This is a genomic window from Paraburkholderia terricola, from assembly GCF_900142195.1.
Classification (GTDB): domain Bacteria; phylum Pseudomonadota; class Gammaproteobacteria; order Burkholderiales; family Burkholderiaceae; genus Paraburkholderia; species Paraburkholderia terricola.
In genome coordinates, this window is sequence record NZ_FRAB01000006.1 from 150,523 (window position 1) to 173,214 (window position 22,692).

Sequence of the window (22,692 nt, forward strand, 5' to 3'; positions counted from 1 at the left end):
ACTCCTGCCTGTCCCACAGCATGCATGGCATGAGCGGTTCTTATCTCGAAGCGGCGGCCGGATCCTCCAGCATCTGTTCCGCAGGCTGTGCCTGATCCTGCCGTTCTTTCCGACCGGCTGTATTGCCGGGCCTGATCTTGAACCAGATGGAATACATGGCCGGCAGGAACACGAGGGTCAGGATCGTCCCTGCGAAAGTGCCGCCGATCAGCGTGTAAGCGAGGGTTCCCCAGAACACGGAATGGGTCAGCGGGATGAATGCCAGGATCGCCGCCAGCGCGGTCAGGATCACCGGCCTGGCACGCTGCACGGTTGCTTCAACGAGTGCGTCGAACGGACCCAGGCCCGCCTGTTCGTTCTGATGGATCTGACCGATCAGTATCAACGTGTTGCGCATCAGGATTCCCGATAGCGCAATGAGGCCGACCAGCGCATTGATGCCGAAGGGTTGCCGGAAAAGAATCAGGGTGGGCACCACGCCGATCAGTCCCAATGGACTGGTCAGGAACACCATGACCATCGCGGAAATCGAGCGCACCTGGAAGATGATGATAAGCAGAGTGATCGCCAGCATGATGGGGAAGAGCGGCAGCATGGCGACCGTCGCCTTGCCCGATTCCTCGATGGAACCCGCCTCCTCGATGCGGTAGCCGCCCGGCAGCTTGTCCATGATCGGCTGAAGCTGCTTCGTGAGCGCCGTCGATACATCCGGCGGCTGCAAGCCATCGGCGATATCGCCCCGCACGGTGATCGTCGGCATCCGGTCGCGCCGGCGCATGATCGGCTCCTCCATGCGGACCTCGACCTTGCCGACCTGTGACAGCGGGATGCGCTGGCCGTTGGCGCCAGCCAGCGTAAAGTCGCCGATCCTGGCCGGATCGAGACGGACATCGCCGGCCGAACGCGCCATGACCTGCACCGTTCGGATGTCCTCGCGCACGGTCGTGACGGGGGCGCCGGTCAGAAGGAATTGCAGTTGTTGCGCGACCGCGCTGGAGCTCAGGCCCACCGCCTGCAACCGGTCCTGCTGCAAGGTGAAGTGCAGCGTGGGCGTGCGCGTGCCCCAGTCGGCGTTGACCGTCCGCATCATCGGACTGGCCTCCATCACCTGTTGAACCCTGGCCGCGATACCGCGTAGCTTGTCCGGGTCCGGACCCGTGACCCGATAGGCGACCGGGAACGGCGAATACGGGCCGAATACGAGTTGTGTGACGCGTACGCGCGCCTCGGACGCGAGACCGTCGGCGATCGCCTGGCGTAGTCGCTGCTTCAATGCGTCGCGCTCATCCTGGCTGTCCGTGCGTACCACGATCTTGGCAAACGACGGATCGGGCAGTTCCGGTCCCATCGCCAGATAGAAGCGCGGCGCGCCCTGGCCGACGTAGGCGGTGACGATCCGGGCTTCCTTCTGTCCGGCCAGCCAGGCTTCCACCTTCGCCGTGGCGGCGCTGGTTTGGGCGATGGACGTGCCATAGGGCATCTGCACCTCGACCAGTACTTCGGGACGGTCGGAGATCGGGAAGAACTGCTTCTTGACCACCGACATACCGAGTATGGCGGCGACAAAGAGCGCCACCACCGAACCGGCGACCAGCCATTTGCGCCCGATGACGCCCCTCAGCAGTCGACGGAAGCGGTTATAGCGCGGCGTGTCGTAGATCGCGCCGTGCCCGCCTTTGACCTTCTTGAAGTCGGGCAGCATCTTGACGCCCAGGTACGGCGTGAAAACCACCGCGACCACCCACGACGCGATCAGTGCGATGCCGACGATCCAGAACATGTTGCTGGTGTATTCGCCCGCGCTGGATCGGGCGAAGCCATTGGGCATGAAGCCGACCGCCGTGACCAGCGTGCCCGACAGCATGGGTGCAGCGGTATGGCTCCAGGCGTAAGCGGAGGCAGCGAGTCGGCTGTAACCCTCTTCCATCTTTATCACCATCATTTCGATGGCGATGATGGCGTCGTCCACCAGCAGGCCCAGCGCCAGGATCAACGACCCCAGGGTGATGCGGTCGAAGTTCTTTCCGGTCGCGGCCATCACCACGAAGACCACCGCGAGTGTCAGCGGCACGGCCGCGGCGACCACGAGGCCCACGCGCCAGCCCATGCTCACGAAGCTGACCAGCATGACCACCAGCAGGGCGGCGAAGAACTTGACCATGAACTCATCGACCGCCGAGCTGATGTTGACCGCCTGGTCCGTGACCTTGGTCAGGCCCATGCCCAGCGGCAGTTCGGCGTTGATCGCCCCGACCTCGCCGTCGAGCGCCTTGCCGAGATCAAGCCCGTTCCAACCGTCGCGCATGACAATGCCCAGCAGCAGCGCGGGTTCCCCGCCGTTACGGATCATGAACGTCGCCGGATCTTCATAGCCCCGCTCGACGGTGGCAATGTCCGACAGCTTCAGCGTGCGACCCTGCGCCACCACCGGCGTGTCGCGGATCTTCTGCATTTCGTCGAAGGCACCGTCCACGCGAACCAGTACCTCAGGGCCCCTGGTCTCCACGGAGCCGGCCGGCGTCAGCACATTCTGACCGTTGAGCGCGGCAAATACGTCCTGCGGGCTGACGCCCAGCGTTGCGAGACGGTCATGCGAAAACTCGACATAGATCCGCTCCGCCTGCTCGCCAATGATGTTCACCTTCTTCACGCCGGGCACGTGCAGCAACCGCTGGCGCAGCGTCTCCGCGTCGCGTACCAGCAGGCGCTGCGGTTCGCCCTTGGCCTTGAGCGCAAACAGCGCAAAAGTGACGTCCGCGTATTCGTCATTGACCATCGGCCCGATGACGCCAGGCGGAAGGTTGGCCGCCTCGTCGCCGACCTTCTTGCGGGCCTGATAGAACTGCTCCTGCACGTCCGAAGGCGGTGTACTGTCGAGCAACGTCAAGGTCGTGAAGGCGAGGCCAGGTCTCGTGTAGGTTTCCGTGCGTTCATACCAGCGCAGTTCCTGCATGCGCTTTTCGATCTTTTCGGCGACCTGATCCTGCATTTCCTGCGCGGTGGCCCCAGGCCAGGCGGTGATGATGGTCATCACCTTGACCGTGAAGGCGGGATCTTCCGCCCGGCCCAGCTTGAAGAACGAGACGAGCCCCGCGAGCGAGATCAGGCAGATGAGGAACAGGGTGATGGAGCGCTCGCGTACGGCGAGCGCCGACAGGTTGAAACGACCTTCGCTCACGGACGGGCTCCCTCGGTCGTAGCGGCGGCGGCTTGGCCTGCCACCCGGACCTGCTCGCCGTCGCGCAGCAGATGCGCGCCGAGCGCGACGACCCGGTCGCCCTGGCTGAGCTGGCCGGCGACGCGTGCGCCATCGTCGTCGAGATGCTGGATCGCAACCGGCCGCCAGCCAACCTTTGCCGGCTCGCCGTTGATGACCCACACCCCCGGTCCCTTGCCCGCGTCGGACAGGGCGCCGATCGGCACTTGCAAGCCGCCTTGCGCGGAGGCATGTCCATCCGGAATCCGGATCGTGACCGTAGTGCCCAACGGTGCGTTGGCGAACTCTCCGTCCAGCACATACCGCGCCTCGAACGTGCGGGTCAGGCGATCCGCCACATCCGAGAGCTGCCGCAGCGTGGCCGGAACGCTGACGCCTTCCTTGCCGAACAGCGTGGCTTGCGCGATCGAACCGGCCGCGGGGCGCAGGGTTTCGGGCAACTGGATAACGGCCTCACGGCGCCCGGCATGGGCGAGGCGTACCACGATCTGCCCCGCGTTGACGACCTGGCCGGGCTCGACCAGCGTTTCCATGACGACGCCATCGCCATCGGCTACGAGCTCCGCATAGCGGCTCGCATTCCGGGCGACGTCGGCCTGGGCCGCGGCTGCGCTGAGCTGGGCTTTGGCCGCGTCCGCCGCCGCCTTGACCTGGTCGTAGGCCGAAGCCGAGATCGCGCCGGTGCCGCGCAGGTCGCGATAGCGGGCTTCATCCTCCGCCGTCTGCTGGGCCCGCGCCCGCGCGGCCGCAACCGCCTCCTGCTGAGCCAGCGCAGCGAGCTTCAGATCGGCGGGGTCGATGCGCATGAGCGGCTGGCCGCGCTTGACGGCTTGCCCCGTATCCACAAGCCGCTCGAGCACCTTCCCAGCGACGCGAAACCCGAGGTCGCTCTGCACCCGGGCGGCTACGGTTCCCGTGAACGAACGCGACGCTGGCGTCGCGCTCTGGACAATGGCGACACGCACCATCGGCGCCTCGGTGCGCGGATCGGAGGGTGCTTTTGCGCCGCAAGCGCCTAGCGCGAATGGCAAGGAACACACGACGGTGCAGGTGGCGAGGCGGCGCGAGAGCATGAAAGTCCCATCGACGAAGTGATGACGGCTTTCATTATGGTTCTGGTGACTAATATAGTCAACAGTCACCAAAAGCTTTGCTTCAGGGTGACAGGCTGCGGAGCACCAGGCTTGCCAACTGCGCCGGCGCCTCCACCGTGTAATCGAAGCTGTGTTGCAGGATGAGCGGGTTGAGGTAGGGGCGCATGACCAGGTAGATCGCCATCGCGGTCTCGTCGAGCGGCGTCTTGCGCTCGAAGTCCCCGCTCTGCCGGCCTTCCTTCAGGATGTCCTGCAGCAGCTTCTGGATGCGCTCTTCATAGGCGAGCGTCGCCTGCCAGTGCTCCGTGGCGGCCGACGCGGCAATTTCGTAAAGCTTGCGGTCCTGCGAGAACAGGCGAAGGCTGGCCTCGACGATCGACTTGAACATGCGCCGCAGCTTTTCCGGCGGCCGGTCGGCCTCGTCAACGGCCGCTTTGACCTCGCTTTCGATCTCGCGCAGACAGTTCGCGCAGATCATCTCGCCAATCGCCTGCTTGGACTCGAAGAACTTGTAGATGTAGGCCTTCGAAAAGCCGATGGCCTTGGCAAGGTCGGAGACGGTTGTCTTCTCGTAGCCAAAGCGGCTGAAGTGCTCGGTGGCCGCCGCCACGATCTGATCGCGCACGTCGTGGTCGGCGGGGCCGCGGGCGGAAACGGGATAGGTGATTGCACTTTTCATGGTTCGCAGCTTACCGCCGCTCTCAGGAATCGACAACAAGTGACTAATGTGTATTATAGTCACAATCACTTGTTCTCCTCGCCGGAAGAAACCCATGCTGCCAAAACGCACCCTTGCCATGCTCATCGTCGCCAGCCTCTCGGCAGGCTGCGCCGTCGGTCCGGATTACACCCGGCCAAACGTACCCATGCCCGAGCGGTTCCTGGGACAGGCCACGGTCGAGCAGCGGCAGGCGACGGCCAGCGCCGACCTCGTGACATGGTGGACGGGGTTCAGCGATCCGCAACTGACACGATTCGTCGCGCTGGCGCTGGAGCAGAATCTCGATCTCGTGCAGGCATCCGCTCGCGTCGCGCAAGCGCGTGCGGGACTTGGGGCGGCGAATGCCGCGTTGCTGCCTTCCGGCAATCTCAGCGGCCAGGCCGCCCGAGCCTACCAATCCGTTGAAACGCCGCTGGGGCGGGTCTTGAACTCGACGCCGGGCTTCGACCGCTACGGCAACGCTTACGAAGCCAATCTTGGCGCGAGCTGGGAACTGGATGTGTTCGGAGGGCTGCGTCGTGGACGGGAAGCGGCGCTCGGCGAGTACCAGGCTTCGGAAGCGGGCGCAGCGGCCACGCGCCTGGCTGTGGCGGCACAGACCGCCGACACCTACATCAGCATCCGTGGCTTGCAAGCCCGTCTGGACGTTGCCCGGCGGCAGGTGCGGACCCAGCAGGATCTGCTCTCGACGATCAACCTTCTGTATGGCAAGGGCCTGGCGGCCGAGCTTCAGGTGAGGCAAGCCGAGGGAGCGCTTGCCCAGGTCCGGGCCTCCGTCCCCGTTCTCGAGACGGGCCTGGACGCGGCGATGAACGCATTGGACGTGATGCTGGGTGCGCAGCCCGGCACGCATCGCGCAGAGCTGGTCGAAGCTGGCGACATCCCGGCCGCCCCGCGGATGGCGGCCACCGGATCGCCGGGGGAACTGCTCAGGCGTCGGCCCGACCTGATCGTGGCTGAGCGGCGCCTCGCCGCATCGAATGCGCGCATTGGTGTCGCCATCGCCGAGTACTACCCCAAGCTCTCGCTCAGTGGACTGATCGGCAGCGCGACATCAGTGGCCAGCGGCAATCTGTTTTCAAGCGGCGCCAACCAGGCGGCCGGCGTGCTGGGGCTGCGCTGGCGTCTGTTCGACTTCGGCCGGATCAATGCGCAGATCGATCAGGCCAAGGGCCAGGAGGCCGAGATGCTGGCCGCGTATCGGCTTGCTGCACTACATGCAACCGAGGACGTGGAGAACGCCTTCTCGGCCCTGGTCAAGCGCGAGGAACAGGCTGCCGTGCTCACCCAGGGAGTGGACTCGCTCGGCCGCGCGCGAGCGGCCTCGTTTGCAGCTTATCAAAAAGGTGTCGTCAGTCTGATCGAAGTCCTGCAGGCCGACGAAAACCTGCTCCGTGCGTCGGATGAGCGCGCGCAGGCGCAAACCGAATCAGCACGTGCAGCGGTCGCTGCGTTCAAGGCACTCGGGGGAGGTTGGCAAGCCGGCGACCTGGAAGCAGTCGCAATCAGGTAGCAACCGTACGCGCTTGTAGCGCCCAGGGAGGGCATGGAATTTTGCCGTCTCCGTGATTCGATGGCCGTTGCCGGGGGCTCTGTTTCGCCCGTCTGTCGAAAGGTGCCTGCTGTTGCTTGCCGTCGCGCGCCGGAACGCATCGTTCCGTCTGCGCCAGGCGCCGCACCGGGCTGATAACGCAATGACTCGATACCTTGCCGCATGCTACGTCAACGATTAAGCCGGGATGAAGCCCGCGAACAGACTCGCTCGCGCCTGCTCGACGCAGCGGCCCTGCGCATTGCAGGAAAAGGGCTCGCTGCGACCAGCGTGGAGGACATCGCCGCCCACGCCGGCTACACCCGCGGCGCGTTCTATTCGAACTTCGACAGCAAGAACGACCTGTTCCTCGAACTGCTCCGGCGCGATCATCAGAACGTGCAGGAAAACTTGCGCAAGCTGCTGGATGCAGACCCGCGCAGCGACGGGCTGCAAAAGCAGCTCACCTTGTTATACGCACAGCGTTATCGTGACGAGGGCAACTACATCATCTGGGCAGAGGCGCGTCTGCACGCCATGCGTGACGCGAAATTCCGGCAACGCATGAACGCCCTGTGCCTGGAAAAGCGCGATATGGTCGCGTCCTTCATCGAACATGTGCGCAAACGCGTCAATATGCAATCGCCAGGTCCTTGCACCGACTACGCGCTCGCCGCCATCGCGTTGATGGACGGCATCCTCTATTTCAACATGACGATGCCCAACGAACTGCCGACCGCTTCGGCCGAAGCGGTGCTGTGCAATGTCTTTGCAGAAATCTTCGGTTTGAAACCGCAATAGAAATATTCATCGCGGACTTTTTGGGTGTGCGGGAATTGCTTATATCGAGACCCGCCTTGACCCGCAGGCGTAGCAAAGCGGTTCCAGCGCGTATCGGAAGAAGTTAGTGGCCTAGAGAACCTTCTGCACGTTCTTTTAGAACCAGAATGCCTTCGTGCAGAGTGGTACGAGGGGAGGAGAGTTTTTTTGAAACGCTTGATGCCGTGCTTTCGAGAAATGAAGGTGGATTCACCCATGAAGCGCTTTTTAACATGCCGGACTTCGTAGGCCCGGAGTTCGAAATCATGTTGCATCGACATGAGTTCCAGCACCGCAGCGCATCAACAAATAGACGACGGATGATGAGCAAGCGCAGTCACCTTCATCGTCATAAACGGAAACAGCGGCAGACCCGAAAGAATAGCGTGAAGTTCGTCATGTGATTCAACATCGAAGACGCTGTAGTTCGCATACTCACCCACCACGCGATGCAGTTGCCGCCACTTTCCTTGCCGTTGCAGTTCTTGCGAGTAAGCCTTCTCACGAGCCTTGATTTCATCGGCCTGAGCCGCGGGCATGTCGTGCGGCAGATGTACGTCCATCCTGACGAGGTAAAGCATGATTCCCTTCCTGAAATGCGACGTTCCAGCCAGCCAGCCGGACTGACAAGAGACGGTCGGAGTAATGGCTTCTAGGTTGAACGGCGCGTGCTCAGATTCCTTTGTCGCGACGGTAGAAGGCGAGCTTGTCTTCATCGATGTGGAGGCCGAGGCCGGGACCCTCTGGCATGTGAAGATCGAAGTCCCGATATTGCGGTCGCGCAGTAACGATGTCGTCTTTCAACAGCAGCGGTCCGAACAGCTCGGTACCCCACGCAAGCTGCGCAAGAGCGCTGAATCCGTGCGCCGAAGCTATCGAGCCAATGCTGCCCTCGAGCATCGTGCCGCCGTACAGCGACACGCCAGCGGCATCCGCAATGGCGGCGGTACGCATCATTCCGTAAATTCCACCGGACTTCGCGATCTTCAATGCAAACACGTCCGCACACGCACCGCGCACGAGTTCGAGGGCGTCCTCCGGGCCGGTTACTGCTTCGTCGGCCATGATGGGCACGATGAAACGCGATGCGAGTCTCGCGAGCGCTGCGCGTTGCTCTCGCGGAGTAGGTTGCTCGATGAGGTCGATGCCGGCGGCTTCAAGCGCTTCGATTCCCAGCGCCGCGTCAACCTCGTTCCAGGCCTGATTCACGTCGACGGTGACCTTGGCACGGTCGCCGAGCGCGGCCTTGATTCTCGACACGTGCGCGACGTCATCGCGAACGCTGCGCCGCCCGATCTTCAGCTTGAAAGTATGGTGGCGACGTTCCGCAAGCAGCGTTTCCGCTTCATCGATGTCGCGTTGGGTATCGCCGCTTGCGAGCGTCCACAGGACCGGAAGCGTCTTGCGGACCGCGCCGCCAAGAAGCGTTGAAACCGGCACGCCCAGGCGCTTGCCCTGAGCATCCAGCAAAGCCGTTTCAATGGCGCACTTGGCAAACCGGTTACCGCGCGCAATCTTGTTCAGCTTGAGCATGGCGCCGTTGATGTTGGTCGCGTCTTGCCCAACGATTGCAGGTGCGAGATAAGTATCGATGGTCAGCTTGATGCCTTCGGGACTCTCGTCGCCGTACGACAGACCGCCGATCGTCGTGGCTTCGCCAAGACCCTCGATGCCGTCGCTCGAGCGCAGACGGACGATCACCAGGGTTTGTTGCTGCATCGTCGCCATGGCTAGCTGATGCGCGCGAATGGTTGGAAGATCAACCAGAATCGCTTCGACGGAGGTGATTTGAGCGTTCATACCTGGAATGTTGGAGTGGAGGGCTTGCTGAAGTATTGCGTGCCCAATTACCCGATGTCCAACACCGTTGACGTCTAGTGCCATACCCAGTGGGTATGGCGAATATCACCGCTCAGGATCGTTGCGAGGTGCGTGGTCGATCTGCTCCTCCTCGTACAGCCGATAGATGAGTTCAAGCATTTCCCGAATGTCCCGCGACTCGTCGAGCGCACGCATGCTCATGATGATCGGCGAAACCAGAGTCGGGTCGTCGAGTTCCTTGTAGCTCACATCGTCCCGCTTCAAACCGTACACGCTACTCGGAACGACAGAAATTCCTTCCCCCGCCGCCACGAGGCCCAGCGCGATCTGCAACTCTCGTACTTCATATATCCGCCGAGGCTTGAGGCCGCGGTCCTCGAATGCCGAGAGCACCTGGTCCGCATAACTGGGGCGCGGCGCCTTGGGGAAAATAATCAAGGTCTCGTTGACCAGGTCGCCGAGCGCAAGGACGGGCTTGGCTAGCGACAGCGAGTGCCCCTCGGGTAGGGCAACGATCATCTTCTCCTCGCGCAGAATCACCCGGCGGATGTGTGCGTCCTCGTGCCGGATACGGCCGAACCCGACGTCGATCCGACCGTCCTTCAGCGCTCGGATCTGGTCCATCGTCGACATCTCATGGAGGCTGAGTTCGACTGTCGTGTTCTCATCGCGGAAGCGCCGGATGATTTTTGGCAGCATTCCGTACAACGTCGAACCCACGAAACCGACGGAGAGACTGCGCTCGATGTTGCCCACGCGCCGCGTCATCGATTCGAGTTCGGACGTTTGGGCCAGCAACTGCACGGCATGAGCGTAGAAGAACTTGCCCGTCTCGGTGAGCTTCAGCGGACGCGAGTCGCGCTGGAATAGCTGCACTTCGAGAATCTCTTCGAGCTGCTGGATCTGACGGCTCAAAGGCGGTTGGGCCATGTTCAGCCGCTGTGCCGCGCGCGTGAAATTGCGTTCCTCGGCCACGGCGACGAAATAGCGAAGATGCCGCAGTTCCATTTCAATACCTCACGGATATAGACCGATACTAAATCAGTGTTGGACTGGGCATTCCAACGTCCACTATTCTGCATTTACACCCGGTTTCAGCGCCGATTATACCTCTCAGGCATATTCGAGCGGACGCCGAACAAGGGGTTTACCCCGACCAGAAAATAGGGATTCAGGAGCAGACATGAGCGTCAAGGTATTCGATACGAAGGAAGTGCAGGACCTGCTGAAGGTCGCCGCCAACCTCGGAAGTCAGGACGGCAATGCGCGTGCAAAGCAGATTGTCGAGCGCCTGCTGGGCGACCTGTTCAGGGCCATTGACGACCTCGACATGACGCCCGATGAAATCTGGGCGGGCGTCCACTACTTCAACAAGCTCGGCCAGGACGGCGAAGCGGCGCTGCTTGCTGCTGGCCTCGGTCTGGAAAAATATCTCGACATTCGCATGGACGCAGCGGATAAGGCGGCTGAAATCATCGGCGGCACGCCGCGTACCATCGAAGGTCCGCTGTATGTCGCCGGTGCGCCCGTGCGCGACGGCATCTCGAAGATCGACATCGACCCGGATCAGGATGCGGGCCCGCTGGTTATCCGCGGCACCGTCACCGGCCCGGACGGCAAGCCCGTCGCGGGAGCGGTGGTCGAATGCTGGCACGCCAATTCAAAAGGCTTCTATTCACACTTCGACCCGACCGGCGCGCAGAGCGAGTTCAATCTGCGCGGTGCGGTCAGCACGGGTGTCGACGGCAAGTACGAGTTCCGTACGCTCATGCCGGTCGGCTATGGTTGCCCGCCGCATGGCGCGACCCAGCAACTGTTGAATGCGCTGGCTCGTCATGGCAACCGTCCGGCGCACGTGCACTTCTTCGTCACCACGGACAAGTACCGCAAGCTGACGACTCAAATCAACATCGAGGGCGACCCGCTGATTTGGGACGACTTCGCCTACGCCACCCGCGAGGATCTGATTCCGCATGTGGTGGAAAAGACCGGCGGCACGGCGCTAGGCATGAAGGCCGACGCGTACAGGGAAATCGAGTTCAACATCGCGTTGACTCCGCGGGTGCAGGGCAAGGATAACCAGCTTGTCAATCGCCTGCGTGCGTCCGCCACGGCGTAAGCGCTCAACGCGGCTGCTACGTCGTACCGCTGCTGCCGCTCAATGCTCCGCAAGAATCTTTCGACACCGATGCGCGTGCTCCACGACCTGGAGCACGCGTAGGGAGAGCACACATGTCCGCCATTATCGACAAAGCCAGGCAACTGGATGAACTGCTGCACACCGCCGTTCAGGACGACAGGCAAAACGGTGTATTCCGTTGCCGCCGCGACATCTTCACGAACGCCGATTTGTTCGAGCTTGAGATGAAGCACATCTTCGAGAGCAATTGGGTCTATCTCGCCCATGAAAGCCAGATTCCCGACAACAACGATTACTACACCACCTGGATTGGCCGCCAGCCTGTCGTGATCACGCGCGACAAAAACGGCGAACTGCACGCGGTCATCAACGCCTGCGCGCACAAGGGCGCGATGCTGTGCCGTAAAAAGCACGGCAACAAAGGCACCTTCACCTGTCCGTTCCACGGCTGGAGCTTCGCCAACACCGGCAAGCTGCTGAAAGTGAAAGACGTGAAGACCACCGAGTACCCGGTGCAATTCAATACCCACGGCTCGCACGACCTGAAGAAAGTCGCACGCTTCCAGAGCTATCGCGGCTTTCTGTTCGGCAGCCTCGATGCAGACGCGATTCCACTGGAGGACTACCTCGGCGAGACCAGGGTCGTGATCGACCAGATCGTTGACCAGGCCCCGGACGGTCTGGAAGTGTTGCGCGGCAATTCATCCTACGTCTACGACGGCAACTGGAAGATGCAGATGGAGAACGGCTGCGACGGCTACCACGTCAGCACCGTGCACTGGAACTACGCTGCGACGATGGACCGGCGCAAGGCCGATGGCACCAAGGCCGTGGACGCGAATGGCTGGAGCAAGTCGATAGCCGGCGTGTACGGGTTCGACCACGGCCACATCCTGCTGTGGACCAGGACGATGAACCCGGAAGTGCGACCGGTCTATCGATACCGCGACGAAATCAAGGCACGCGTTGGCGACGTAAAGGCGGACTTCATCGTCAACCAGACCCGCAATCTTTGCCTGTATCCGAACGTGTTCCTGATGGACCAGTTCAGCACCCAGATTCGCGTGGTACGTCCGATCAGCGTGGACAAGACCGAAGTCAGCATCTTCTGTTTCGCGCCGAAGGGCGAGAGCGCAGCCGAGCGGGCGACCCGCATTCGCCAGTACGAAGACTTCTTCAACGTCTCGGGCATGGGCACCGCGGACGACCTCGAAGAGTTTCGCGCCTGCCAGGCTGGCTATGCCGGCACCACTGCGTTGTGGAACGACCTTTCGCGCGGGGCGCCGTTGTGGGTCGAAGGTCCCGACGCCAACGCGAAAAGCATGGGCATGAAGCCGCTCATCTCGGGCGAGCGAAGCGAGGACGAAGGCCTGTTCGTGTGTCAGCACGAATACTGGGTGCGCGTGATGAGCGACGCACTCAAAAAGGAACACGGGGAGGCCCTGGCATGAGCTTCGATTACCAGACGATTTGCGCCGCGCTGTTCCGCGAAGCGCGCCTGCTCGACGACCGTCAATGGGACGACTGGCTTGCCTGCTATACCGGGGACGTCACCTACTGGATGCCGGCGTGGGACGACGACGACCAGCTTACCGACGACCACGAGAGTCAGATTTCGCTGATGTATTACCCGAACCGTGGCGGCCTGGAAGACCGGGTGTTCCGTATCAAGACCGAACGCAGCGGCGCGTCGATGCCTGAACCGCGAACCAGTCACAACGTCATCAACGTGGAAGTGCTGGCCGAGCGCGAGAACGAAGTGGACGTGCGCTACAACTTCAACACGCTCAGCCACCGTTACAAAACCACCGACCAGTTCTTCGGCACGATGTTCGTCACACTGCGAACGGTCGGCGATGAACTGTTGATTTCCCGCAAGCGAATTGTGCTTAAGGACGACTACATCCGCCAGGTACTCGACGTCTATCACGTTTGAGCGCAAACCCTGCGGAAATGAGAAGAGAAGACCAGGAGGCAAGATGTCCAGCTACAACATTGCACTGAATTTCGAAGACGGCGTGACCCGCTTCGTGACATGCAAGGCGGGCGAAAAGGTACTCGATGCCGCCTTTCGCGCAAAAATCAACCTGCCGATGGATTGCTCCGATGGCGTGTGCGGCACCTGCAAGTGCCGAGCCGAGAGCGGACGCTACGACCTAGGCGACGATTACATCGAAGATGCGCTGACCGAAGACGAGAAGGAAGGCGGTCTCGTACTCACGTGCCAGATGGTGCCGGAAAGCGATTGTGTCATTGCGGTGCCGGCGTCTTCCATCGCATGCAAGACCGGGCAAGGCAGCTTCGCCGCGACCGTATCGAAGGTCGAAGCGCACAACGACGCGGCCATCGTGCTCGAACTCGATGTGGAGGCGACCGCGCCGGTGTTCCTGCCGGGCCAGTACGTCAACATCGACGTTCCTGGCAGCGGTCAGCACCGTTCATATTCTTTTTCGTCGGCGCCGGGCGAATCGAAAATCAGTTTTCTGATCAAGAAAATTTCGGGTGGCGTGATGAGCACCTGGCTCGACTCCGCGCAGGCCGGCAACAAGGTGGAACTGACCGGACCGCTCGGCAGCTTCTATCTGCGCGCTGTGGAGCGGCCGTTGCTGTTCCTCGCGGGCGGCACTGGGCTTGCGCCGTTCCTGTCGATGCTCGAAGTGCTGGCCCGTGCGAAGTCGCAGCAAAAAGTCCATCTGATTTACGGCGTGACGCGAGACCTCGATCTCGTGCGGGTGGAGGCAATCGACGGGTACGTGGCGAAGCTGCCGAACTTCACTTACAGCACCGTCGTGGCCGACACGGATTCGACCCATCCCCGCAGGGGTTGGGTCACGCAGCACATGCCGGCGGAGGCCGTCAACGATGGCGACGTGGACGTGTACCTGTGCGGGCCGCCGCCGATGGTCGATGCGGTGCGTCAGCATTTCGACGCCAACGGCGTGAAGCCCAACAGCTTCCACTACGAGAAGTTCACGCCTAACGCGGCACCGAGGGCGGCATGAGCACGCAACGGTTTGCCGGCAAGGTGATGGTGGTCACCGGCGCCGCACAGGGCATCGGTCGCGCGGTCGCGCTTCGCGCAGCGGCCGAAGGCGGCAAGGTGCTGTTCGTCGACCGCGCCGACTTCGTCTCCGAGGTCGCCGCCGAAGCGAGCGGCGCGGACACGGCCGGCTTCGTCGCCGACCTCGAGACATACGACGGCGCGGCATCGGCGATGGCCTTTGCAGTGCGCAAGTTTGGCGGCATCGATATTCTGGTCAACGGTGTGGGCGGCGCGATTCGCATGCGTCCGTTCGCCGAGTTCGAACCGGCACAGATCGACGCGGAAATCCGCCGCTCCCTGATGCCGACGCTGTACGCCTGCCATGCCGTGTTGCCGCACCTGCTCGCGCGTGGCGGCGGGACCATCGTCAATGTCTCATCGAATGCGACGCGGGGTATCCGCCGCGTACCGTATTCGGCGGCCAAGGGCGGCGTCAACGCGATTACGCAGTCGCTCGCGATGGAATACGCGGAGCACAACATCCGCGTGGTTGCGACCGCGCCGGGCGGGACCGATGCGCCTCCGCGACGCGTCCCGCGCAACGCGGCCGGCGATAGCGAGCAGGAGAGGATCTGGATGAGCGAAGCGGTCAGGCAGGTCATCGAATCGACCTTCTTCAAACGTTATGGGAGCATCGAGGAGCAGGCCGCGCCGATTCTGTTCCTCGCTTCGGACGAGGCGGGCTACATCACCGGAACCGTGTTGCCAGTCGCCGGAGGCGACAACGGCTAGCGCTTGCGGACACGCCCTGCGCTCAACGTCCCACGGTAGTGCCTTGTGCTCCAATGATCGACATGACCGCCTACATCATCGGCATATGCAGATGATGCGGATCGTTCAGCGTCTCCGCGACGCGTTGCAACGCGTCGCGGCAATCGTCGCGATCTTGCGGCCCGCCGAGACACACGCGGATAGCGTTGGGCGGATTGCCGTCCGTCGAGAACGCGGCGCCCGCCACCACGCCGACGCCCTGATTACGCAGTTGCAACGCCAGCTCGGGTGCGCTCCAGTTGCATTGCGCCGGAATGGGCAGCCACAGGTGAAAGCCGTCGACGTGCGCGTCGTAGCGCAATTCAGCCAGTTCCTGCGCGGCGATCGCCTGGCGCGCATTGGCCTCCACGCGAATCGCGTCGAGCATCTCGTGCGCGGTGCCGTCGTTGACCCATTGCGTCGCCAGCATCGCCGTGAATGGACTGGGCATGACCGTCGTCGCGCGTAACGCGCCGGCAATGCGTTGCGTTTGCCGCGCGGTCGGCGCGCGCAGATAGGCGACGCGCAAACCGGCGCCGAGCGTCTTCGAAAAGCCGGTGACGTGATAGGTCAACTCGGGCGCGAGCGCGGCAAGCGCGATGGGCTTTTTCGCCGGCAGCCAGCCGTAGGCGTCGTCTTCGATGATGGGCACGCTATAGCGCAACGCGACGTCGGCGAGCGCCTCGCGGCGTTGACCCGGCAACGTGAGCGTGCTCGGATTCTGCAGCGTCGGATTGCAATAGAACGCGCCGGGTTTTTCGCTCTTGCACAGCGCTTCGAATGCATGAGGCAGCGGCCCTTCGTCGTCGCGCGGCAGCGGTTGCAGGCGCACGCCGAGTTGCGACGCGATCGCCTTGATGCCGGGATACGCGAGCGTGTCGAGGCAGATCGTCTCGCCGCGGCGCGCGAGTTGCGAGACGAGCGCAACGAGCGCGCTATGAATGCCGGGGCAGACGAGCACGGTATCGTCCGTGCAGTCGGGCATACGCTCTTTCAGCCAGGCGCGGCCCGCAGCGCGATCGTCGGGCGTGCCGCCGAAATCCTGATAGCGCAGCAGGCGGTACGGATCGGCGTGCGCGAACAGACTCGCTGCCGACTCGCGCAGACGCGCCGCGAGTTCGGGCGGTTCGGGCGGCATGTTCATCGACATCTCGACACTGCTGCCGCCCGCGAGCGGCAACGTCTGGGTTCGGCCGCGCACGAAGGTGCCGCTGCCGGCGCGCGCGTCGAGCAGGCCGCGCTTGCGCGCTTCGGCATAGGCGCGCGCGACGGTCGTGTAGTTCAGTTGCAGCGCGGCCGCCAGATCGCGCAGACCCGGCAGACGGTCACGCGGACGCAGACGCCCGCTCGCGAGATCTTCCTCGATCAGATCAGGAATCACCAGATAAGCCGGTTTGCGGCTTTCGGTTAATCGCTTGAGCCAGTGATGCGTGAGGCTGTCCATGCTAAACATTCCTTATTGGCGTCGCTCGAAAGTAGCACGCGGTTCGCAATAGAAATAAATCATTTTTCATTCAACCTGAGAGTTGATCGCATTGATTGGATGAATGCACGCTTTCGGGGTTTGCCGCACCATGCGCACGCATGAACAGGTCTTGCGCTGCGCTGACAGGGTGCGCGGCCGCCTTGCGCGATTCGGCGCAAAGTCCCGTCGAACAAGGCATGCGAAATTTTTTTCGGGTCGCTCGAACAATCGCTCTTTGAATGATTGGAAGTTGATTGCATGTTTCGGGCCGGATATTGGCATATCCATTGCGTTATTGAATTCGCCAGCCGGCCATTTTCCGGCGGGCAAATACGATCAATTACGCGACTTATTGGAGAGTGATATGCCCGCCGTCAATAAACCTCTGCATCAGAAAGGCGATTTTCTGGTCGATTACGAAGAGAAGGTGTTCCCCGACGTCAAAGCCGAACCCGGCGAAAAGGCGCTGGTGACGTTTCACACCGTCGCGTTCGAAGGCTCGATCGGTTTCGTCAATCTGTTGCAGGCCACGCGCCTGCAACGCAAGGGCTTCGATACATCGGTGCTGCTGTACGGGCCGGGCGTCACGCTCGGTCTGCAACGCGGCTTTCCGACGCTCGGCGACGAAGCCTTTCCGGGTCATCTGAACTTCAACAAGCAGCTCGTGAAGTTCATGGAAGAGGGCGGCAAGGTGTACGCCTGCCGCTTCGCATTGCAGGCGCTGTACGGTCATGGCGAAGCGTCGCTGATCGAAGGCATTCGTCCGGTCAGTCCGCTCGACGTGCTCGATATCCAGCTTCTCCATCGCAAGGAGAACGCGCTGATCATCCATACGTGGACCGTTTGAGCGCGGGCCGGGTGCCGATCATGTCCGACCAGCGAATCATCCGAGCGGCCGCGGTGCAGATCGCGCCGGAGTTCGATCGTCCCGGCGGCACGCTCGACAAGGTGTGCGCCGCGATCGACGAAGCCGCGTCCAAAGGCGTACAGCTGATCGTCTTTCCCGAGACGTTCGTGCCGTACTACCCGTACTTTTCGTTCGTGCTTCCGCCCGTCGCGTCGGGCGCCGATCACATGCGGCTGTATGAACAGGCCGTCGTCGTGCCGGGGCCCGTCACGCAGGCGGTAGCCGAACGGGCGCGCCGTCACGCGATGGTGGTGGTGCTCGGCGTGAACGAGCGCGATCACGGCAGCCTGTACAACACGCAGCTCGTGTTCGACGTCGACGGTCGCCTCGTGCTCAAACGCCGCAAGCTCACGCCGACTTTTCACGAGCGGATGATCTGGGGCCAGGGGGACGCGGCGGGACTGAAGGTCGCGCAGACGGGTATAGCGCGCGTCGGCGCGCTCGCCTGCTGGGAGCACTACAACCCGCTCGCGCGCTATGCGTTGATGACGCAGCACGAAGAGATCCATTGCAGCCAGTTCCCCGGTTCGCTCGTCGGGCCGATCTTCGCCGAGCAGATCGAAGTCACGATCCGTCATCACGCGCTCGAATCGGGCTGCTTCGTCGTCAACTCGACGGGCTGGCTGAGCGAGGCGCAGATCGATTCGGTGACGAGCGATCCAAAGCTGCAAAAGGCGCTGCGCGGTGGCTGTCATACCGCGATCGTGTCGCCGGAAGGACAGCATCTCGCCGAGCCCTTGCGCGAAGGCGAAGGGATGGTGGTTGCCGATCTCGACATGTCGCTCATCACGAAGCGCAAACGGATGATGGACTCGGTCGGCCATTACGCGCGGCCCGAGTTGTTGAGCCTTGCGATCAACGATCGTCCCGCGACCCCGGTCGCGCCGATGAACACGGCGTTCGAGCGATTCAGCGCCGACGCCGCTTTCGATACCACGGGTGGAGGTCAGGATGAATACCAGCGCGAACCCGCCGGCCATGAGCCGGCGGTCGAGTGAAGTGGGAACCGAACGGCACCGGCAGATGACGCAACTGCGCACCGAGTTGCAGTCCGCGGGTTTGCGTCTGGTCGATCCGAACGCGGGCGTCGCGAGCCGGCGCGGCGGCGCGGGGCCGTCGGATCACAAGGCGGTCACCGTCGACGGCGTGACGATCATGGTGCCGGTGCATACGAGTTCGGCGTGGAACTCGCCGTTCGTCGCCAGTGCGCCGGATGAAGCGGGCGCGAGCGCGCTGCTGCGCGGCACGATACCGATCGCGGACATCAGCTTTCCGAAGGCGCCGCGCTTCACGCGCTTGCAAACGCTGGACGGCGTGCCGTACTCGCACATCGCCACGCTGCACGGCACCGACGTGCTCGCGACGACCGTGCTGCAAACCTGCATCCGTTACGAAAGCCGCCGCAAGACCTGCAAGTTCTGCGCAATCGGCCAGTCGCTCGCGGCGGGCCGCACGATTGCGCGCAAGACGCCTGAACAACTCGCCGAAGTCGCGCGCGCGGCCGTGCTGCTCGACGGCGTCAAGCACATGGTGCTGACGACGGGCACGCCGCCGACGAGCGATCGCGGTGCGCGGATCCTCTGCGAAAGCGCGTTCGCAATCAAGGCCGCTGTCGATCTGCCGATCCAGGCGCAATGCGAGCCGCCCGACGACGACCGCTGGTTCGAGCGGATGAAGGCGAGCGGCATCGATACGCTCGGCATGCATCTGGAAGTGGTGACGCCCGCCGTGCGCGAACGCGTGATGCCCGGCAAGGCGAGCGTGCCCGTGTCGCGTTATAGGGAGGCGTTCAAGGCGGCCGTCGCGGTGTTCGGCAGCGGGCAGGTGAGCACGTACATTCTCGCCGGACTGGGCGACACCGCCGACGCGATCCTGTCGATCTCGCGTGAACTGATTGCGCTCGGCGTCTATCCGTTCGTCGTGCCGTTCGTGCCGATCAGCGGCACGCCGCTCGAAGACCATCCCGCGCCGACGCCGGCGTTCATGAAGTCGGTGCTGGTTCCGCTCGGTGCGATGCTGCGCGACGCGCGGATGCGTTCCGCCGACATCAAGGCGGGCTGCGGCAAATGCGGCGCATGTTCGTCGCTGGCATCGTACGAGGAGTAGCCATGTTCTGCGAAGCCGTCGATGAACTGGACGCCTTGCCGCTTGCGTTCACGCCTGCGGAGTACCGCGTGAAATGGGCGACGCTGCCGTGGGAAAGCAACGAGGCTTATGTGCTGCGGCGCGCGGTGTTTTGCGTGGAGCAGGGCATCTTCGCCGGCGACGACCGCGACGAAATCGACGCTCGCGCGAAGCTGCTGGTCGCGCTGAGTTGCATCGCGGGCGTGCCGGAGCAGGTCGTCGGCACGGTACGGATTCACGAGACCGAGCCGCATGTGTGGCTGGGCTCGCGGCTCGCGGTGCATGCGGCGTTCCGCTCGCACGGCAAGCTCGGCTCGACGCTGATCCGGCTCGCCGTGAGCAGCGCGCACGCGCTCGGTTGCGAGACGTTTCTTGCGCATGTGCAAAGCCAGAATGTGCCGTTGTTCCGGCGTCTGCATTGGCAATCGGTGGGCGAGGAGATGCTGTTCGGCCGTGCGCATCGTCTGATGGAAGCGGACCTCGCGCACTATCCGCCGTGCTTTACGCCGGAGAGCGGGCTCGTCACGTCGTCGCGGGGCCGCTCATGAGCATCGCTTCGCTCGTTGAACGGCTAAGGGCAAGCCGCGGCTTCCGGCATAAGACCGATATTGCGGGCGTCGTCGCGTCGTTGGCGCAGCGCCTGCCGCACGGCGTGCGTGATCTCGCGCAGGCGGTCGCGCTCGGCGACGACTGCGCGGCGATCCGTGACGGCGACGGCTACCTGCTCTTCGCGATCGAAGGGCTGGTGAGCGATTTCGTCGAAGCCATGCCGTGGTTCGCGGGCTACAGCAGCGTGATGGTCAACATCAGCGACGTATATGCGATGGGCGGCCGGCCGCTTGCCGTCGTCGATGCGCTGTGGAGCGACGGCCTCGGCGCGGCCGAAGAAGTGCTGGCCGGCATGGCGGCGGCGTCGCTTGCCTACGGCGTGCCGGTGGTGGGCGGGCATAGCAATACGCGCAGCGCGCAGCCGCAACTCGCGGTGTCGATCGTGGGCCGGGCGCGCGCGTTGCTGTCGAGCTTCAAGGCGCGCGCAGGCGATCGGCTCGTGATGGCCGTCGATCTGCGAGGCCGCTTCGAAGACCCGTACCCGTTCTGGAACGCCTCGGTCGGCGCGCCGTCGCAGCGCTTGCGCGACGATCTCGAGCTGCTGCCCGCGCTCGCGGAAAGCGGCCTGTGCGATGCCGCGAAGGACATCAGCATGGCCGGCGTGCTGGGCACGTCGTTGATGCTGCTCGAATGTTCGGCGATGGGCGCGCGAATCGATCTCGACGCGATTCCACGACCGCCGGGCGTCGACTTCGAGCGCTGGCTCAGCGCGTTTCCGAGCTTCGGCTTCGTGCTGTCGGTGCGCGCGGAACACGTCGACGAAGTGCTCGCGCGCTTCGTTGCACGCGATCTGGCGTGCGCGGTGATCGGCGAAGTCGATGCATCGCGCGAAGTGGTGCTCACTCAGCGCGGCGACGCGGCGCTGCTCTGGAATTTCGGCGACGGGCCGTTCATCGGCGCGCCTTCGGGAGCGTGCGCATGAAGACACGTCCCCTTCGAATCGCGCTCTTCACGCACTCGGTGAACCCGCGCGGCGGCGTCGTGCACACGCTCGAACTTGCGCGCGCATTGCATGACGCGGGGCATCGCGTGACGATCTTCGCGCCGTCGGTGGGCGGGGCCGCGATGTTCCGGGCGTCGCCGTGCCGGATCGTGCTCGCTCGGGTCGCTGGCAACGCGAGCGACACGGTATCGATGGTGCGGACGCGTATTGATGCGTTGAAGGCCGCGTTGCTGGCCAGCGATCCGGCGAGCTTCGCCGTTCTCCACGCGCAGGACAGCATCAGCGGCAACGCGCTCGCCGAACTTCGGCATGACGGCGCGATACGCGGGTTCGTGCGAACGGTCCACCATCTCGACGACTTCGCCGTGCCGCGCCTCGCCGAATGGCAGCGGCGCGCGTATGCCGATGCTGACGCCGTTTATTGCGTCAGCGATGCGTGGACGCGCCGGATGCAGCGCGACTTCGGCGTGAACGCGGTGACCGTGACGAACGGCGTCGATTTAACGCGCTTCACGGCAAAACGTGACGCCACCGACACGGCCTTGCTCGCACGATTCGGCATGGTCGGCGCGCCCGTCGTGCTGGCGGTCGGCGGCATCGAGGAACGCAAGAACACACTGCAACTGCTCGAAGCGTTCGCGTTGCTCAGGCAGACGCATGTCGATGCGCAACTCGTCGTGGCGGGCGGCGCGAGTCTTCTGGATCACGACGCCTATGGCCGGCGGTTTTTCGAACGCGCGGCGGCGCTGAACCTTGCGCTTGGCGCGGGCTGTCCGATCGTCGTCACCGGCCCGCTCGACGACGAGGTCATGCCCGCGCTCCTGCGCCGCGCGGATGTCGTCTCGATGGTTTCGTTGCGCGAGGGTTTCGGGCTGGTCGTGCTGGAAGCGCTCGCGTCGGGCGCGCCGGCTGTCGTCTCGCGCATCGCGCCGTTCATCGAGTACCTCGATGAACGCGTCTGCTGCTGGGCGCAGCCTGAGGACGCGCACAGCATCGCCGGCGCGTTGCGCCGTTCGCTCGATGCGCGCGGCGGCATCGATTTCGCCCACGCGGTCCCTGAGTTGTTGCAGCGCTTCAGCTGGACCGCGAGCGCCCGCCGTCACATCGCGTTGTACCGGCGGCAACTGCAACCCGCTCCCGTCTGAACCCTTCACTCATCGAGGATATGTCATGCCAGTCATGCACTTCAGGGTCCAGTGGCCCGATGGCACCGAGGCCAACTGCTATTCGCCGTCGACGGTGGTCGGCGAGTTCCTTGCCGCGGGCGAGAGCTATGCATTGAGCGAGTTTGTCGAACGCTCGCGCGAGGCTTTGCAGATCGGCTCCGAGCGCGTGCGCGAGAAATACGGCTTCGCCTGTTCGGCCGCGATGGATCAGCTCGCGCAGATCGAGCAGCAGGCCGAGGCTTTTTCGTCGGACCCGCTGGCGGTCGTGAAGGTCGTCGAACTTTTGTGAAACCTGAATGCGGCGCGCCCATTGACGAAGCAATGGCCGCGCGCCGGAACATT

General features: G+C 63.4%; 21 protein-coding genes. 14 read left to right on the forward strand and 7 right to left on the reverse strand.

Going from position 1 to position 22,692, the window contains the following annotated elements; translation table 11 throughout:
* Positions 1-40 precede the first annotated feature (40 nt).
* The 3 genes from BUE39_RS07615 to BUE39_RS07625 all read right to left on the reverse strand — a co-directional run bounded on the left by BUE39_RS07615 (position 41) and on the right by BUE39_RS07625 (position 4,990).
* Positions 41-3,178 (reverse strand): efflux RND transporter permease subunit, encoded by a 3,138-nt coding sequence (locus BUE39_RS07615; protein ID WP_073428031.1) that lies wholly within the window; start codon positions 3,176-3,178, stop codon positions 41-43.
* Positions 3,175-4,290, reverse strand: a complete 1,116-nt coding sequence (locus BUE39_RS07620) for an efflux RND transporter periplasmic adaptor subunit (RefSeq protein ID WP_073428032.1) — start codon at positions 4,288-4,290, stop codon at positions 3,175-3,177. Before BUE39_RS07620 ends, BUE39_RS07615 begins: the two co-directional genes overlap by 4 nt.
* 82 nt (positions 4,291-4,372) lie before the next feature.
* Positions 4,373-4,990 (reverse strand): TetR/AcrR family transcriptional regulator, encoded by a 618-nt coding sequence (locus BUE39_RS07625; protein ID WP_073428033.1) that lies wholly within the window; start codon positions 4,988-4,990, stop codon positions 4,373-4,375.
* Between the two features lie 94 nt (positions 4,991-5,084).
* Here BUE39_RS07625 and BUE39_RS07630 point away from each other — a divergent pair, with 94 nt between their 5' ends.
* Together BUE39_RS07630 and BUE39_RS07635 are read left to right on the forward strand one after the other, a co-directional pair.
* Positions 5,085-6,545 (forward strand): efflux transporter outer membrane subunit, encoded by a 1,461-nt coding sequence (locus tag BUE39_RS07630; protein ID WP_073428034.1) that lies wholly within the window; start codon positions 5,085-5,087, stop codon positions 6,543-6,545.
* Positions 6,546-6,746: 201 nt separating this feature from the next.
* A complete protein-coding gene (locus BUE39_RS07635) occupies positions 6,747-7,364 on the forward strand; it encodes a TetR/AcrR family transcriptional regulator (RefSeq protein WP_073428035.1) in 618 nt (205 codons plus the stop codon).
* 320 nt (positions 7,365-7,684) lie between these two features.
* On the opposite strand, the gene catC is transcribed toward BUE39_RS07635, so the two are convergent.
* From catC to BUE39_RS07655, 3 genes are all read right to left on the reverse strand, one after another.
* Positions 7,685-7,963, reverse strand: coding sequence for a muconolactone Delta-isomerase (gene catC, locus BUE39_RS07645; RefSeq protein WP_073428036.1), 279 nt, complete (start codon positions 7,961-7,963; stop codon positions 7,685-7,687).
* A gap of 91 nt (positions 7,964-8,054) precedes the next feature.
* Positions 8,055-9,182, reverse strand: coding sequence for a muconate/chloromuconate family cycloisomerase (locus BUE39_RS07650; RefSeq protein WP_073428037.1), 1,128 nt, complete (start codon positions 9,180-9,182; stop codon positions 8,055-8,057).
* Positions 9,183-9,287: 105 nt separating this feature from the next.
* The gene (locus tag BUE39_RS07655; protein ID WP_073428038.1) at positions 9,288-10,211 is read right to left on the reverse strand and encodes a LysR family transcriptional regulator; all 924 of its coding nucleotides are present in this window, start codon (positions 10,209-10,211) and stop codon (positions 9,288-9,290) included.
* Positions 10,212-10,386: 175 nt separating this feature from the next.
* Between BUE39_RS07655 and catA the strand changes: the two genes are divergently transcribed.
* From catA to benD, 5 genes are all read left to right on the forward strand, one after another.
* Complete coding sequence (gene catA, locus BUE39_RS07660; RefSeq protein ID WP_073428039.1) at positions 10,387-11,322, forward strand: catechol 1,2-dioxygenase; 936 nt, start codon at positions 10,387-10,389, stop codon at positions 11,320-11,322.
* A gap of 113 nt (positions 11,323-11,435) precedes the next feature.
* Positions 11,436-12,794: a Rieske 2Fe-2S domain-containing protein gene (locus BUE39_RS07665; RefSeq protein WP_073428040.1), complete on the forward strand. Its 1,359-nt coding sequence runs from the start codon at positions 11,436-11,438 to the stop codon at positions 12,792-12,794.
* Positions 12,791-13,279 (forward strand): benzoate 1,2-dioxygenase small subunit, encoded by a 489-nt coding sequence (gene benB, locus BUE39_RS07670; protein WP_073428041.1) that lies wholly within the window; start codon positions 12,791-12,793, stop codon positions 13,277-13,279. The genes BUE39_RS07665 and benB overlap by 4 nt, the downstream gene beginning before the upstream one ends.
* A 43-nt stretch (positions 13,280-13,322) precedes the next feature.
* Entirely contained in the window at positions 13,323-14,345 is a 1,023-nt protein-coding gene (benC, locus tag BUE39_RS07675) for a benzoate 1,2-dioxygenase electron transfer component BenC (RefSeq protein WP_073428042.1), read from the forward strand.
* Positions 14,342-15,118: a benzoate diol dehydrogenase BenD gene (benD, locus tag BUE39_RS07680; RefSeq protein WP_073428043.1), complete on the forward strand. Its 777-nt coding sequence runs from the start codon at positions 14,342-14,344 to the stop codon at positions 15,116-15,118. Before benC ends, benD begins: the two co-directional genes overlap by 4 nt.
* 70 nt (positions 15,119-15,188) lie before the next feature.
* Here benD and BUE39_RS07685 read toward each other — a convergent pair whose 3' ends face one another.
* Positions 15,189-16,580: an aminotransferase-like domain-containing protein gene (locus BUE39_RS07685; RefSeq protein ID WP_073428044.1), complete on the reverse strand. Its 1,392-nt coding sequence runs from the start codon at positions 16,578-16,580 to the stop codon at positions 15,189-15,191.
* A gap of 385 nt (positions 16,581-16,965) precedes the next feature.
* Here BUE39_RS07685 and BUE39_RS07690 point away from each other — a divergent pair, with 385 nt between their 5' ends.
* From BUE39_RS07690 to BUE39_RS07720, 7 genes are read left to right on the forward strand one after another with little or no spacing between them, the layout of a single operon-like run.
* On the forward strand, positions 16,966-17,448 hold the full coding sequence (locus BUE39_RS07690; RefSeq protein WP_073428045.1) for an MSMEG_0572/Sll0783 family nitrogen starvation response protein: 483 nt from the start codon (positions 16,966-16,968) through the stop codon (positions 17,446-17,448).
* A 20-nt stretch (positions 17,449-17,468) separates the two neighbouring features.
* A complete protein-coding gene (locus BUE39_RS07695) occupies positions 17,469-18,506 on the forward strand; it encodes a Nit6803 family nitrilase (protein ID WP_073428119.1) in 1,038 nt (345 codons plus the stop codon).
* The gene (locus tag BUE39_RS07700) at positions 18,487-19,614 is read left to right on the forward strand and encodes an MSMEG_0568 family radical SAM protein (RefSeq protein ID WP_073428118.1); all 1,128 of its coding nucleotides are present in this window, start codon (positions 18,487-18,489) and stop codon (positions 19,612-19,614) included. Before BUE39_RS07695 ends, BUE39_RS07700 begins: the two co-directional genes overlap by 20 nt.
* A 2-nt stretch (positions 19,615-19,616) precedes the next feature.
* Positions 19,617-20,180, forward strand: a complete 564-nt coding sequence (locus tag BUE39_RS07705; RefSeq protein WP_073428046.1) for an MSMEG_0567/Sll0786 family nitrogen starvation N-acetyltransferase — start codon at positions 19,617-19,619, stop codon at positions 20,178-20,180.
* On the forward strand, positions 20,177-21,163 hold the full coding sequence (locus BUE39_RS07710) for a sll0787 family AIR synthase-like protein (protein ID WP_073428047.1): 987 nt from the start codon (positions 20,177-20,179) through the stop codon (positions 21,161-21,163). The genes BUE39_RS07705 and BUE39_RS07710 overlap by 4 nt, the downstream gene beginning before the upstream one ends.
* Positions 21,160-22,329 (forward strand): MSMEG_0565 family glycosyltransferase, encoded by a 1,170-nt coding sequence (locus BUE39_RS07715; protein ID WP_073428048.1) that lies wholly within the window; start codon positions 21,160-21,162, stop codon positions 22,327-22,329. The genes BUE39_RS07710 and BUE39_RS07715 overlap by 4 nt, the downstream gene beginning before the upstream one ends.
* A gap of 25 nt (positions 22,330-22,354) precedes the next feature.
* Positions 22,355-22,639, forward strand: coding sequence for an MSMEG_0570 family nitrogen starvation response protein (locus BUE39_RS07720; RefSeq protein WP_073428049.1), 285 nt, complete (start codon positions 22,355-22,357; stop codon positions 22,637-22,639).
* Positions 22,640-22,692: the final 53 nt, after the last annotated feature.